Source organism: Paenibacillus sp. DCT19, assembly GCF_003268635.1.
Taxonomy (GTDB): Bacteria; Bacillota; Bacilli; order Paenibacillales; family Paenibacillaceae; genus Paenibacillus.
In genome coordinates, this window is sequence record NZ_CP029639.1 from 2,154,203 (window position 1) to 2,169,254 (window position 15,052).

At 45.8% G+C, this 15,052-nt stretch carries 13 protein-coding genes, 1 tRNA gene and 1 pseudogene; 14 read left to right on the plus strand and 1 reads right to left on the minus strand.

What is annotated here, in order from left to right; translation table 11 throughout:
• The first annotated feature begins 73 nt into the window (after window positions 1-73).
• The 12 genes and pseudogenes from DMB88_RS09690 (at window position 74) to DMB88_RS09745 (ending at window position 13,375) form a co-directional block, all read left to right on the plus strand.
• Window positions 74-943, plus strand: coding sequence for an SDR family oxidoreductase (locus tag DMB88_RS09690; RefSeq protein ID WP_128101190.1), 870 nt, complete (start codon window positions 74-76; stop codon window positions 941-943).
• Window positions 944-1,279: 336 nt separating this feature from the next.
• Window positions 1,280-1,620: pseudogene (locus DMB88_RS09695) on the plus strand (cupin domain-containing protein).
• A 49-nt stretch (window positions 1,621-1,669) separates the two neighbouring features.
• Window positions 1,670-3,499, plus strand: a complete 1,830-nt coding sequence (gene pnpS, locus DMB88_RS09700) for a two-component system histidine kinase PnpS (RefSeq protein WP_128104386.1) — start codon at window positions 1,670-1,672, stop codon at window positions 3,497-3,499.
• A 165-nt stretch (window positions 3,500-3,664) separates the two neighbouring features.
• Window positions 3,665-4,393: a response regulator transcription factor gene (locus tag DMB88_RS09705; protein ID WP_128101191.1), complete on the plus strand. Its 729-nt coding sequence runs from the start codon at window positions 3,665-3,667 to the stop codon at window positions 4,391-4,393.
• 151 nt (window positions 4,394-4,544) lie between these two features.
• Window positions 4,545-5,726, plus strand: coding sequence for a methyl-accepting chemotaxis protein (locus DMB88_RS09710; protein WP_164848659.1), 1,182 nt, complete (start codon window positions 4,545-4,547; stop codon window positions 5,724-5,726).
• 248 nt (window positions 5,727-5,974) lie between these two features.
• Window positions 5,975-6,730, plus strand: a complete 756-nt coding sequence (gene pstB / locus DMB88_RS09715) for a phosphate ABC transporter ATP-binding protein PstB (RefSeq protein ID WP_128101193.1) — start codon at window positions 5,975-5,977, stop codon at window positions 6,728-6,730.
• A gap of 59 nt (window positions 6,731-6,789) precedes the next feature.
• Window positions 6,790-7,449 carry a phosphate signaling complex protein PhoU gene (gene phoU, locus DMB88_RS09720; RefSeq protein WP_128101194.1) on the plus strand — a complete coding sequence of 220 codons (660 nt, stop codon included), beginning with the start codon at window positions 6,790-6,792 and terminating at the stop codon, window positions 7,447-7,449.
• 188 nt (window positions 7,450-7,637) lie between these two features.
• On the plus strand, window positions 7,638-10,289 hold the full coding sequence (gene polA, locus DMB88_RS09725; RefSeq protein WP_128101195.1) for a DNA polymerase I: 2,652 nt from the start codon (window positions 7,638-7,640) through the stop codon (window positions 10,287-10,289).
• 131 nt (window positions 10,290-10,420) lie between these two features.
• Window positions 10,421-11,251 carry a DNA-formamidopyrimidine glycosylase gene (mutM, locus tag DMB88_RS09730; protein WP_128101196.1) on the plus strand — a complete coding sequence of 277 codons (831 nt, stop codon included), beginning with the start codon at window positions 10,421-10,423 and terminating at the stop codon, window positions 11,249-11,251.
• A 169-nt stretch (window positions 11,252-11,420) separates the two neighbouring features.
• On the plus strand, window positions 11,421-12,209 hold the full coding sequence (locus tag DMB88_RS09735; protein ID WP_128101197.1) for an MntP/YtaF family protein: 789 nt from the start codon (window positions 11,421-11,423) through the stop codon (window positions 12,207-12,209).
• Window positions 12,210-12,218: 9 nt separating this feature from the next.
• On the plus strand, window positions 12,219-12,815 hold the full coding sequence (coaE, locus tag DMB88_RS09740) for a dephospho-CoA kinase (RefSeq protein WP_128104387.1): 597 nt from the start codon (window positions 12,219-12,221) through the stop codon (window positions 12,813-12,815).
• Window positions 12,812-13,375, plus strand: a complete 564-nt coding sequence (locus DMB88_RS09745; RefSeq protein WP_128101198.1) for a lytic transglycosylase domain-containing protein — start codon at window positions 12,812-12,814, stop codon at window positions 13,373-13,375. The genes coaE and DMB88_RS09745 overlap by 4 nt, the downstream gene beginning before the upstream one ends.
• 166 nt (window positions 13,376-13,541) lie before the next feature.
• Here DMB88_RS09745 and DMB88_RS09750 read toward each other — a convergent pair whose 3' ends face one another.
• Window positions 13,542-13,763 (minus strand): alpha/beta-type small acid-soluble spore protein, encoded by a 222-nt coding sequence (locus DMB88_RS09750; RefSeq protein ID WP_053783555.1) that lies wholly within the window; start codon window positions 13,761-13,763, stop codon window positions 13,542-13,544.
• Window positions 13,764-13,879: 116 nt separating this feature from the next.
• Between DMB88_RS09750 and nrdR the strand changes: the two genes are divergently transcribed.
• Window positions 13,880-14,347, plus strand: coding sequence for a transcriptional regulator NrdR (nrdR, locus tag DMB88_RS09755; protein ID WP_128104388.1), 468 nt, complete (start codon window positions 13,880-13,882; stop codon window positions 14,345-14,347).
• A 207-nt stretch (window positions 14,348-14,554) separates the two neighbouring features.
• A tRNA-Ala gene (locus DMB88_RS09760) sits at window positions 14,555-14,626 on the plus strand.
• Window positions 14,627-15,052 lie beyond the last annotated feature (426 nt).

The window sequence follows — 15,052 nt, forward strand, 5'->3', positions numbered from 1 at the left end:
TCCTGTTCATGCCATCCTACACAGTGAGACAAGAGTCAATATCCAATTCAGTTTAATGAGAGGAGAATGCTTTATGTCAACGCAAACACAGACCCAAAAAACAATGCCAGCCCAGCATCAGGATCAGCAGCCTGGTATTGAATCAGAAATGCATCCTAGACCGGAGTTTGAAAAACCTGAATATAAAGCAGCCGGAAAGTTGATAGGTAAAGTGGCGTTAATCACGGGTGGAGATAGCGGTATTGGACGCGCTGTAGCAGTTACTTATGCAAAAGAAGGTGCAGATGTCGCGATTGTGTATTTGAACGAGCATCAGGATGCCGAGGAGACGAAGCGACAGGTTGAGCAGGAAGGAAGAAAATGCATTTTGATCGCTGGAGATATCGGTGACAATCAATTTGCCCAAGAATCCGTGCAACAGACGGTTGAGCAACTAGGTAAACTTGATATTGTTGTGAATAATGCTGCTGAGCAGCACCCGCAGCAACAGTTAGAGGATATTACACCTGAGCAGCTGGAGCGAACGTTCCGCACCAATATTTTTGGAATGTTCTATATTACTCAGGCGGCTATGCCACATCTTAAAAAAGGCAGCACCATCATTAATACAACATCCATTACAGCCTATAGAGGCAATCCATCCCTAATCGATTACTCATCGACCAAAGGTGCGATTACGTCGTTCACACGCTCTTTGTCTATGAACGTTGTGGAGAAGGGAATTCGAGTGAATGCCGTTGCACCTGGCCCGATCTGGACACCTCTTATTCCATCAACGTTTGATGAGAAAAAGGTGAGTGAATTTGGATCAACTCAGCCCATGAAGCGTCCAGGGCAGCCTGATGAGTTAGCTCCTGCTTATGTATATCTGGCTTCAGATGACTCTTCCTACGTGAGTGGCCAGGTCATGCATGTCAATGGCGGCGAAGTAGTGAATGGCTAATCAGCCTTAACCTAAGATGAATGTAGACATGACGTCCCTTTATCAGCCTAGCTGGTCGGGACGTCTTTTTATATATAATTGAGAATACTTACAAAAAGATCGAAATTCCATGGAGAATTTACATAGAACAGCATCAGACGTAATAGTTACATGATATTTTATGTAGATATCTATTATAGTTGTCGCTCGTTCCCACTGATGTAATATGACATCAATAACGATGAGCGAGGGCGATCGCAAAGGAATCTTATAAGTTGATCGTCTGCACGAATGCCCATATTGTCAAAAGAAATCTGTGATAAGATAGACAAACAGACTTCGACAGGGGGAACCGATGTGAAAATTAGCAAACAAAATGCATCACATTATATATGGGGAATCAATGTGACGGATGGCACCTGCTACAGAACGAAGGATTGAGCATCATCCATGAGCGAATGCCAGCGGGAACAGTTGAGATAAGACATTATCACTCGGTTAGCCGACAGTTTTTTTTCGTGTTAAGTGGCACAGGTTATATGGAACTCCAGGGTGAGGAATTCGAGCTTGAAACGCATGAGGGGATAGAGATTCCTCCAGGCGAACCTCATCAGATGCAGAATCGAAGTGCAGCGGATGTTGAGTTCCTGGTCATCTCTCTGCCGAGTACACGTGGAGATCGTATTGAGTTGAGTTGAAGTACCGAAAGATAACCTTTCGATAAATCAATAATAAAGGAAGAGAATGATGAGACCATTTCGAGTTCGCCTGTCCATCATCATGATGGTTCTAATTGGTGTATCCGTTATTGTAGCGGGATATACGATGGGCAGAGTGTTTAAGACAACACATACCACAGCGTTGGAACAAACGATGGTGCGTGAGATTAATTTGTTAAAAGCGACATTTCCGTTTCATGATGCAAGTGATCCGACATCTCCGGAGACCAGACAGTATTATTCTGCGCGAGCACTTGAACTCGATCGGCTGACAGATTCGCGAGTAACTTTTATCAATAAGGACGGAACAGTCATCGGTGACTCGGAGAGCGATCCAGCCAACATGGATAATCATCTGGAACGTGAAGAAATCAAGGGAGCGATTGGAGAAGGATATGGTCAGGCAATACGATATAGTGAGACGTTAGGGCAGGACATGCTCTATGTCGCACTTCCTGTCAATTCCGATCAGAGTGACATGGTTGAAGTACCTGGAGGTAAATTCGACGGTTATATCCGTTTATCCATGAGCTTGGCTGCTGTCGATCAAGGACTTCAACGTGGCTGGGTGATCACATTTACAGCTCTTGGATTGTTGTTTCTCATCGTAGCCCTGGTGAGTTATCGTGTGGCACGAAGCTTAACCTCGCCAATAGAGCATATAATCAAGGTGGCTCATCGAATTACTAAATTAGAGTATGACGCCAGAGTTGATGTTACACGCCGGGATGAGATCGGCCAGTTGGGGCTTGCGATTAACGGAATGGCCGATAGTCTTCAAACCCAGCTCAAGACAATTCGCGATAATGAAGCATTGCTGCAAAGTGTCCTTGCCAATATGACGGGCGGCATTGTCATGATTGACGCAGGACAGTCCATTGCACTGGTGAACCGAGAAGCAGAACGGATGCTAAGCATTCAGGCTGCGCGAGTTACGGGTAGACCGTATGTAGAATTAAAGAAACACTACGAGCTGACCCGTTCCATAGAAGAGAGCGTCGCTTTGCAAGAACGAATGCATGAAGAAGTAAGTGTATTTAATCCGGAGGAACGATTGATTCGTATTGATGGTGTGCCCATGACCGAAGACGATGGTAGTTACCGCGGAATGTTATTCCTTCTTCAGGATGTGACGGCAATACGTAGGCTGGAGTCCATGCGAAGTGAGTTCGTAGCCAATGTATCCCATGAGCTGAAAACGCCTGTAGCAGCGGTTAGAGGATTTGCTGAAACGTTATTAAGCGGTGGTGTGCAGGATAAGGAAACAGAACGCTCATTCCTGAAAATCATCTATGATGAAGGGGATCGACTGAACCGACTGATTGGAGATATTCTGGAGTTGTCCAAAATTGAATCCAAGCGTGCTCCGTTACAATGTTCACCTGTTCACGTACACTCCTTCTTCGAAATGGTTCTGGGAACACTATCCACTGTGGCCGAGAAGAAACAAATCCGGATGCAGATGGTTGTGCCTGAGGAACTCTATATCGAGGCGGACGAGGATAAGATGAAGCAGATCTTCATCAACTTATTGTCCAATGGCATCAATTACACCCCTGAAGGTGGACGCGTGAAATTACAAGTGACAGTAGAGCATGAGGATGATGAGGAGCAGGTCGTATTTGCGGTATCTGATACCGGCATAGGTATTCCGAAGAACGATTTGCCAAGAATCTTTGAACGTTTCTACCGTGTCGATAAAGGGAGATCACGTAACTCGGGTGGTACGGGACTTGGATTATCTATTGTCAAACACCTTGTTGAACTTCACCACGGCAAACTTTCTGTAGAAAGTGAACTCGGTCTGGGAACAACGTTTCGTGTCACTCTTCCGTTAATTCAGGATGAAGAAGTATAGGCCTCGGGAAGCGAATTGTAAAAAGGTGTGCTTTCCTTTACACTTAGTTAACAAATGGGTGCTATGATAGGAAATGTGTTGTGGCTATAGAACAGCTTATAAGAGGTAGGGTTGTGCTCATAGTTGGAATGTTTGAACGCGCACTATAAGGAGAGAAGGGGTATCATGGCACAGCGTTTGCTTGTAATTGAAGACGAACCTACATTATCAAGATTACTCACGTATAATCTTACACAGGAAGGCTACGATGTAACAGCAGAGGATCACGGATCTTCTGGATATGATCGAGCATTATCGCAGGAATTTGACCTGATATTGCTAGATCTGATGTTGCCAGGAATGAACGGTCTAGACATTCTGAACAAATTAAGAGTTCAAGGTGTAACCACACCGGTGATCATTCTGACAGCCAAAACCGGTGAAGCTGAGGTTGTACAAGGTCTGAAATCAGGAGCAGATGATTATATCACCAAGCCATTTGGCGTATCGGAATTGCTCGCCAGAGTAGACGCAGTGTTAAGACGATATTCTAACGGTGAGGACTTGCCTCAACCAGAGGACAAAGAAGGTTCCCGAATTGTGCTGGGTGAGCTGGAGATTTATCCATTGAAGTATGAAGTAACACTTGGTGGACAGTCCATTAGTTTGCGGCCGAAGGAGTTTGAGGTGCTTCTCTATCTTGCGAAGAAACCGGGCGTTGTGCTCACTCGCGATGATCTGATGAATGCGGTCTGGGGCTTTGATTATATCGGAGGTCAACGTACAGTCGATGTTCATGTAAGCTCATTGCGGAAAAAGCTAGAGTTAGATCCAGAATCGGTTCACATTGATTCGATTCGTGGTGTAGGTTATAAATTGGTTGTAAAAAGAAAAACTCCCCATCATTCGAGTTAACGATGATTGGGGAGTTTTTTTTACAGTGATTTTACATAAAGAATTATTTTCCTTCATGAATGAGGAGTAGCATAAATTCGAATGAATGATACTTTATACCTACATAATGCACCGCAGGATGGAGTTCATACGTAAAGGAGAATGCGCATTTATGCCTATGTTGCTTGAAATGAGGCCAACAGACCCGTTAGAACAAGACAGCCATGTACAAGAGAACATAACCGATATGAAGGAAGTTCAAAAGCCTGAAAGGACACTTCTTAAGCATCCGTTATCCATTCGTGATTATTGCCGTGAAGTTCCGGTTGTATATGTACATACCACTTGTGGGGAAGCGGCTGGCATGTTAAATGCAGATGAGGCATATCCATGTATCGTAATGTGTGATGAGCAAATGAAGCCGCTTGGTTTGTTAATGCGGGAGACGTTATACCGACTCCTGAATGGACGTTTTGCAGCAGATTTATTTTATCGTAAAGCAGTCCAAAATGTAGTAGATCCAATGCCGGTTATTGTGGATGTTTCCGCAGATGCGCCGAGCATCATTGATATCGCACTGAAGCGAGAGGAACAGCACTTTTATGACTGTATCCTAGTTACGGAAGAGGGCAAGCTAATAGGCGTGTTAACGATGCGGGATATGATGTTTCTATCACGGAAGCTGCAGCATCAGGCGAGTGAAGAACGTGCCAGTACGATCACCGAATCAAGACAGGAGATTGCTCGCATTAACGATTCGGTCACAAGTCTAGTGCAGGCTGCAGGACAAGCAGGTGAAGAAGCACAGCGGATTATGAAGTTGTCCGCAGAAGGAGAGCGAAGCCTCACACAAGTCGAAATGTCGTATCAACAGGTCTACCGACATATGGAGGGGCAACGTCAGCATGCGAATGTAATGCTGGACTCGATTCAAACTGGAGCAGGGATGGCAAGTTCAATCCGATCGTTGGCAGATCAAAGTGCATTGCTCGCTATGAATGCTTCGATCGAAGCTGCCCATGCAGGAGAATACGGTCGCGGCTTCCAAGTGGTAGCTGGTGAAATTCGATTGCTTGCCAAGCAGACTCGTGAGGTGGCAGGTAATATGTCGTCTTTGCTTGAAGGTATCGGAGACTTGACGAAGCAGACGGTTGAATCGATCCGGGCAAGCGCCGCAGAGATTGATGACAGTTCAACGCATGTTACTGCTGGAGAGGTTGCTTTCAGGGATATGAACAGCGCTGTTGTAGGATTGTCTCGAATTGCAGAGGGGATAGCAGAAGAGGGAGAGAAAGCAGCAAATATGGCTACACATATTCGTACACAGTTGAAAGTGATGGTGCATTCTCAATAACAACTTCTCCTTACATATTTTCTTAACATAAACATAGATATAAGGCATCCATCGTTGCTGTGATCAGACCCTGATGGGTCATAGCGTAGAAGATGTCTTTTTACATTCCGTTAACATGAAAGTGATACGGTTTTTACAATCGGAAGGTAGGATGTTAAAGATGGCCAAGAAGCTTGTTCTGATCATAGTGATTGGGCATCAACGTAAAGGGACTAAATTTCCCTGCAGCGAAGGAGAAGTGAGCATCCATGAAAGACCTCATTCACATTGATAAACTTAATTTATACTATGATACGCATCATGCGCTTAAAAATATATCGATGGACTTGCCGGAGCGAACGGTTACTGCGTTTATTGGTCCTTCAGGTTGTGGTAAATCCACATTGCTCCGTACATTGAATCGGATGAATGACATGATTCCAGGTGTCCGTGTGGAAGGACAAGTTCTGCTGAACGGCTCGGATATTTACAGCAACGAGATCGAAGTTGAAACGTTGCGCAAGCGGGTAGGTATGGTGTTCCAGCAGCCGAATCCTTTTCCAAAATCAATCTACGATAACGTAGCTTATGGCCCGCGCTTGCATGGGGTAACGCAGAAAGCCGAGCTGGATCAATTGGTGGAGCAAAGTTTGACACATGCAGCCCTGTGGGACGAAGTGAAGGATGTACTCAAAAAGTCAGCACTTAGCCTATCTGGTGGTCAACAGCAGCGTCTGTGTATTGCACGTGCACTTGCTGTTCAGCCTGACGTTTTACTTATGGACGAAGCAACCTCAGCCCTCGATCCAATTTCTACGCTTAAAATAGAGGAGCTTGTTAAGGAATTGCATCATAAATATACAATTGTTATGGTAACCCACAACATGCATCAGGCCGCACGGGTATCCGGTCGGACAGTCTTTTTCCTGAATGGTGAAGTGGTGGAAGCCGCGGATACGGAGACATTGTTCTCCACACCGCAGGATTCCCGAACCGAGGATTATATATCCGGTAGGTTCGGTTAAGTAAGCTGATTGAATGTTCCCGGCATATCCGGAGATGATGGACGAGGGGGATGGAACCTATGATTCAAAGAAAAGAATTTGATCAAGAGCTTGAGGAACTGCGTACATTGCTTCGTGAGATGGGCGAGCACGTAGGAACAGCACTGGATGGTGCAATCGAGAGTCTGCAGACGTTGGATGTGGAAAAGGCTCAGGTCATCATCAAGAATGACGCGAATCTGAATGCGTTGGAAGACAAAATCATGGAACTCGGTTCCAAGCTCATTATTACACAACAGCCGGTTGCCAAGGATCTGCGCCGAATTATTGTTGCTTTCAAAATCTCCAGTGATCTAGAACGCATGGGTGATCTTGCACTGGATGTAGCCAAAGTAACACTCCGTATGGAAGGTCAGCAGTTGATCAAACCCCTTGTAGATATTCCGAGAATGGCGGAAATTGTGAAGGTAATGATCGATGAATCCATCGAATCCTTCTTGAAGGAAAACACGGATCTGGCTTACAAAATGGCTCAGACTGATGATCAGGTGGATCAACTGTACAGCCACATGATTAGTGATCTATACACGTTCATGACAGATCATCCGAACCGGGCTTCACAAGCGATGCTGTTGATGATGGTAGGCCGGTACATTGAGCGTATTGGTGACCACGCAACTAACATTGGTGAGAGCACGGTATATCTGGTTACGGGCAAACGTCCGGATCTGAATCAGTAATTGTAATTTACAAGCATACGATTGGAATTGGGGACTTACTTGCACGGAATGAAGGAACTTTCTCAGGACACCTATCCATATAGGTAGTTCATAGGGAAGGTTCCTTTTTTGTTGTTGCAGGTGTGTATGGTATCATGAGAGTAGATATAGAATTTGAAGTATGACCATATGATACGTGAGGTGCTGGAATGGACAAGTTTATTCTTATAGATGGAAATAGCATTATATATAGGGCGTTTTTTGCAATGCCGCCGCTGACCAATTCAAAAGGATTACATACCAATGCGGTGTATGGTTTCACCACAATGCTGTTAAGGCTGCTTGAAGAGCATAAGCCAACACATGTGATGGTGGCATTTGATGCGGGCAAGGTGACTTTCCGCCACGAAGGATATCAGGAGTACAAAGGTGGCCGCGAGAAAACACCGCCTGAATTATCGGAACAGTTCCCATTGCTCAAAGAGTTGCTGCAAGGATTCGGCATTGCACAGTTTGAGCTTGAAGGATTCGAGGCGGACGACATTATCGGAACGTTGACCAAACGTGCGGATGAAGCGGGAAGACAGGTGCTCGTTGTATCGGGTGACAAGGACATGCTGCAGCTTGCCTCAGACCATGTTCATATCGGGTTAACACGTAAAGGTGTAACGGATATTGAATTGTACGACCCTGCCCAGATTAAGGAACGTTATGGCTTGACTCCATTGCAGATTATTGATCTGAAAGGTCTGATGGGCGACACCTCGGATAACATTCCAGGCATTCCTGGGGTTGGAGAGAAAACAGCATTGAAGCTGTTGCATCAGTTTGGTTCGGTGGAGGATGTACTGAATGGCACAGCTGAGCTGAAAGGTAAAATGAAAGAAAAGATTGAAGCTCACGCCGAAGATGCTCGGATGAGTAAACAGTTAGCAACGATCCACCGCGAGGTTCCACTGGAGCAGACGTGGGAAGATATGCAGTTTGCTGGTTTGCAGGAAGAAACAGCAGGGCCAGCACTAGCGAAGCTGGAATTCAAGTCATTACTTGAACGTCTAAACTTCAGTGGCAAGGTAGACGCAGCAGAAGCTGTGCCAGCGGCTGAGGTCGTATCTACAATTGCTACAGAGGAAACGATTGAAGAGTTATTTGCATCGCTTGAGACGATTGATGTTATCCATGTGGAAACGCATGGAGATAATCCGCATCAGGCGGAATTGGTAGGGATCGCATTAGGTGCGGGCGAAGAATACACCTTCTTGTCTCCCGAATTGCTTCAATCAAACGCGGCATCTTCTGTGAGAGCGTGGCTAGGGAATCCGGACGAGCCGAAGCGAGGGTATGATCTACATCGCGTAGATCTTGCGCTTCATGCCCATGGCATTGAATTTGCGGGAGCGGCTTTTGACGTGCAGTTGGCTGCATATCTGCTTGACCCAACAGAGTCGAACCAGACGATTAGTGGCTTAACTGCCAAATACGGGCTACCTTCTCTGGTAGAGGATGATACCGTGATGGGCAAAGGCGCCAAGTATAAAGTGCCTGAGGCTGACGTATTAGGTGATTTTCTATGTCGTAAAGCAGCGGCGGTAGCAGCCATAATTCCACTACAGGAGAAGGCGCTAGAGAGTGATGAGATGAATGCGCTGTTCCATGAGCTGGAGATGCCGTTATCACGTATATTGGCTGACATGGAGAAACAGGGAATTAAGGCAAATACGGCTGATTTGCAAGCACTGGGTCATGAATTCGAAGAACAGATTGGCCGGTTGATGTCGGAGATCTATCGCTTATCAGGTACAGAATTTAACCTTAATTCACCGAAACAGTTGGGTGAGATTTTGTTTGATAGATTAGGTCTGCCTGTGGTGAAGAAAACCAAAACGGGTTACTCCACCGATGCGGAAGTATTGGAAAAGCTTGCTCCGTATCATGAGGTAGTGCAGCATATTTTGCAATACCGTCAGCTGGCGAAGCTGCAATCCACTTATGTGGAAGGTTTACTGAAGGAGATTTCACCACGAGATGGCAAAGTTCATACGTATTATCGTCAGACAATCGCGGCTACAGGCCGCCTGAGCAGTCAATTCCCGAACCTACAGAACATTCCGATCCGGATGGAGGAAGGTCGTAAGATCCGGAAGGTATTCGTTCCTTCGGAACCTGGCTGGACGATTTTGGCGGCAGACTATTCCCAGATCGAATTGCGTGTACTTGCACATATCTCGGATGACGAGCGGTTGAAGGAAGCTTTTGTACATGATATGGATATCCATACGAAGACAGCATCTGACGTATTTGGGGTGAAGGCTGAAGAGGTGGATAGCGATATGCGTCGGTCAGCGAAGGCGGTAAATTTCGGAATCGTGTATGGTATAAGCGACTATGGTTTATCTCAGAACCTTAACATTACGCGTAAAGAAGCCGCCCAGTTTATTGATCAATATTTTGAAGTATTCCAAGGCGTACGTCGGTATATGGATGATATTGTGAGGGAAGCGCGTAAGGATGGATATGTCAAAACGTTATTGGAGCGTCGTCGTTACCTCCCTGAAATTAATGCAAGTAACTTCAATATACGTTCCTTCGCTGAACGTACAGCGATGAATACACCAATCCAGGGAACAGCAGCAGACATTATCAAGCTTGCCATGGTTCAGATGGATGAGGCGTTACGTGAGCGTAACTTGAACAGTCGTATGCTGCTCCAAGTACACGATGAGCTTGTATTCGAAGTGCCGGCAGATGAACTGGAAACGATGAAAGAGCTAGTACCAGCTGTCATGGAAAAAGCGTTAGAGCTGTCTGTGCCGCTCAAAGCTGAAGTGAGCTACGGGGAGAACTGGTACGAGGCGAAATAATAGATAATGGTTGAATGGAAAATGGTGGGAGCTACCGATATTTTACAATTGGTTACGCCCATGCTTTTGACACAAGAAAGGGTGCCGCTGAGCCTCATCTTCCGTTATAATATAGGGGAGGTGAGAACATCATGCCGGAATTACCGGAAGTCGAAACAGTCAGAAGAACATTGAATCAACTTATCGTAGGCAAGACCATTGATCGAGTTACAGTTAGTTTGCCGCGTATTATTCAGCGGCCGGACGATATAGATGCTTTTGCATTAGAACTCGCGGGACATACAGTGATCGGTGTGGAGCGCAGAGGGAAGTTTTTACGTATTTTGCTGGACGGGCTGGTGCTTGTCTCTCATCTTCGGATGGAAGGGCGCTATGGTGTGTACCAGCAGAACGAAGAGGTAGAGAAGCATACGCATGTAATCTTCCATTTCACCGACGGAACTGAATTGCGTTATAAGGATGTACGCCAGTTTGGCACGATGCATTTGTTCAATGCGGGAGAGGAGCTTGTCTCCAAACCCTTGTTGAAGCTAGGTCTAGAACCGCTCGATCCGGCGTTTACGGTTGCTGCCTTTCGCGATGCCGTTGGCAAACGGACAACCAAGATCAAGGCGGTATTATTGAATCAGGCATATGTCGTCGGGATTGGGAATATATATGTGGACGAGGCTCTGTTCCGCGCAGGTATTCATCCAGAGACGATTGCCAAAACATTGTCTGAAGCTCAGCTAACGGTTTTGCACGAAGCGATTGTGTCCACATTACAGGATGCGGTTAATGCAGGTGGCTCATCGATTAAGTCTTATGTAAATGGTCAAGGTGAGATGGGCATGTTCCAGCATCAATTGAAGATATATGGACGTAAAGCCGAGCCTTGTCATAATTGCGGTACAATGATTGAGAAAAGTGTGGTGGGTGGCAGAGGTACACATTACTGCCCGAAATGCCAACCTATACTTTAGTTGCATCACTACGCTGAGCCTGAAGTCATCATTACTTTTCGAACGATCTCTTAAACTGTAGCACCCTTGGATTCCTCCTTCCATATACTGATATGGCAGAAATAAGCGGGCGAATACCCATACTGACATCTGTCGGTTGGAATGGATCCGCACAGGGGAGGAATCCGGGGTGCTGCATCATTTTATTTCATTACTGGCGCTTGCTTTGGCGCTTAGTTTAGATGGTTTTGGAGTCGGGATTACATATGGGCTGCGCAAAACCAAGATTCCGTTGTTGTCCATTGCTGTTATCTCCATTTGTTCGGGATTAGTTATTGCCTTGTCTATGCAGGTGGGAGTGCTTCTCTCCCGTGTAGTTTCACCGAATGTAGCATCCGAAGTTGGTGCTGTGATCTTGATTGTGATTGGTGGATGGTCACTATTCCAGCTTATTCGCAAGCAGAGTAAGGAAAAAGCGGAGACAGACGAAGGTACGGAGGAAGACTCGGCAAGTGAGCATGTGGAGCGTAGAGCCATCGGAACATCAGCCTTGACAGAGCAAGACGTAACTTCCAAAGGAAGGAATCAGGTTCTTGCACTGGAACTGGAGCAATCTGCTTCAGGCGGATCTGTGGAGCGGATGGTCTTCACCTTAGAACTTCGAAAATTAGGCGTCGTGATTCAAATACTACGAAGTCCCTCCAAGGCAGATATGGATAATTCGGGAAGCATCTCGACTCAGGAAGCAATGTGGCTGGGGATTGCTCTATCACTGGATGCATTCGGTGCAGGACTTGGAGCAGCATTACTTGGATTTCCAACGTTGTGGACAGCACTTGTCATTGCATTGTTCAGTGGAGCGTTTCTGTCACTTGGGATGAAGGTTGGACTTCGTTTTGCTGCGTTGCAATGGATGCGTCGCTTGTCCGTGTTGCCAGCACTGTTATTAATGTTTATGGGAATAATGAAGCTGTTGTGAGGTGAAATGATGAATATTGGCTTAACCGGCGGAATCGCCACAGGAAAGAGCAGTGTTTCCGCCCTTCTTGCCAGTAAAGGAGCACTGCTCATTGATGCAGACGTTATTGCCCGGGAGGTTATGATGCCCGGGCATCCTGTTTTGGCTGCCGCTGTTCAGCGGTTCGGACAAGCCATTCTTCATGAAGACGGGACGTTGGATCGCAAGAAGCTAGGTAGTATTGTTTTTCAGCATCCAGAGGAACGTAAAGCGCTTGAGGCTATTACCCATCCGGCGATTCGCCGAGAGATGAGAGAACGAGCGGCTGCATATGAGCAGGCACACCCGGATAAGCTTGTCGTATCGGATATTCCGTTATTGTACGAGTCGGGTCTGGAAAAAGGGTTCGATGAAGTCGTCGTTGTATACGTACCTAGAGAGTTACAGCGAGAACGATTAATGAGCCGGGATGGGTTGACTGGTGAGCAGGCTGATGCCCGGATTGCAGCCCAGATGGACATTGAGCAGAAGAAACAGCTTGCCGATATCGTGATTGATAACAGCGGATCATGGGCCGATACAGAGCAACAAGTCATATCTCTCCTTCAAGGTAAGGGTTTAATATGAAATGGCTGCGTAAGAAACGAGTACTGTTGTTGATGTTTGTTTCCTTCGTTCTAGTGCTGTTCCTGAATACGAACTGGATGGCGTGGTTCTACCCGATTCAATATAAGGATGAGATACGGGCACAATCCTATAGCTATGAGGTAGACCCGTTTCTAATTGCTTCGATCATTAAGGTAGAGACTAATTTCAAAACAAGCTTGGAATCCAAACGCGGTGCGATCGGACTCATGCAACTTATGCCTGATACGGCAAATTGGATTATGGAGCAGGCCAAAATTCCGGGTACGTCATTAGAAGAACTGAAGCATAAGCCTGAAAGGAACATTCAGCTTGGTACTTGGTATTTGAAGAACTTGTCCGATCAGTTCGATGGCAACGAAGCGGTTATGATTGCTGCATATAATGCAGGACCTGGTAAAGTAAGTAGCTGGCTCCGAGATGGCGTGTGGGATGGTTCTTTTGATACAGTCAAGGACATTCCTTTTGGCGAAACCCGGCACTATGTACAACGCGTTATTTATTATTATAATCAATATGTTAAGATCTATAATACGTTCTAGTTCGGATATATCGTGGGATGCTGTAGTTAGATGCAGGTGATTTGTGAAAAAACGAATGGCATCATGCACGGTACAAGAGCCGGTTATAATAGTAGAAGCACAGAGCAGACCGGTTGTTCACCGGTCGCCCCATGCTCCTCTATAATACCGTATTACGATGCAGATATTATTGGTATTGACCTGCCAATTGCTGTTCTGCAATTGTTACCAGACGCTTCGTGATGTATCCACCGATCGAACCGTTCTCGTAAGAAGTCATGTTACCTTGGTATCCGTCTTGTGGGATGCTGATTCCGAGTTCTTGAGCAACTTCGTATTTCAGTTGTTCCAGGGCTGCGGAAGCTTTAGTTACCACCAAGTTGTTGGAGTTACCGTTGCTTTGTGCCATTGCTGTTCACCTCCTCGCGGTTGGTAAAAGTATTATGTGTCGTAGATACCATTTTCATTACAAAATGCTTACAGGGAACTTATGGAAAAAAGTCAAACATGGGAAGTGATCGAAAAATGAAATGTCCTTATTGCGCTTTTATGGGCACCAAGGTGCTTGATTCCCGTCCGGCCAATGAAGCAAAATCCATTCGTCGCCGTCGTGAATGCGAGCAATGTAGCCGCCGATTTACCACTTTTGAGATGGTGGAAGAAACACCGCTGATTGTTATTAAGAAAGATGGAAGCCGAGAAGAGTTCAGTCGGGATAAAATCCTCCGCGGGCTTATTCGCGCATGTGAGAAACGTCCAGTCTCGGTGGAGACACTTGAGATGATGGTTTCTGAAGCAGAAAAATCATTGCGTAACACCGCTGATGCGGAAGTGGAGAGTCGCCAGATTGGTGAGTTATTGATGGAACAACTCTTTCCCGTGGATGAAGTGGCGTATGTTCGCTTTGCTTCGGTGTACCGTCAATTCAAAGACATCAATATGTTCATGAAAGAATTGAAATCATTGCTGTCCAAAGAAGACCTCGAGGATTAGGATTCCTAGGCAAAGGGAGAAGAGCAAGCTGGGGTTACGATACGTGGTCATGATTGTGTTCCAGGTAAGAAGATTGTTCTTCTCCAGATCCTTTGGTCAGCTTTGTGGGAGCAGAAAAAGATATTGACAGTAAAACACCGATTGAATATGATAAAGGGGTCGCCTGCGGATTGTTGTAGTGGTGGACAAGTTATCATTGTATATCTTGGGGCCTTAGCTCAGCTGGGAGAGCGCTTCGCTGGCAGCGAAGAGGTCAGGGGTTCGATCCCCTAGGCTCCATACTAAAAGAACCCGCTAAACACAAGGATTTCCGAGTGTTTGGCGGGTTTTTTTATGTTAAATTGCAGTTTTTATATGCAAAAAATTCAGTGCACACGAACAAATTTAAAGGTGATGCTTCTATCACTAAAGGAAGCCTCTATTTTCACACCCGCGTGCAGCTCCCAGCTCTAGCTGCCGTGCTTGATGGCAAGGTTGGTCAGCTTGGTTAAATATAGTAGAACCCACATAAGGGTTCTGTTATGATGATGGAAGGTTTATAAGTTTATGGCATACAAGCAACTAAATATGATAGTAAAGGAGTGAGCTTTTTTTTTAGGTACATCTTACATCTTGCTGGAGAGATACATAGTTAGAGCTAGAGGAACATCCATTTTTAAGATCAAAGACTTCTTATACTAATAGCAACGAAGAGAATGGGGAATA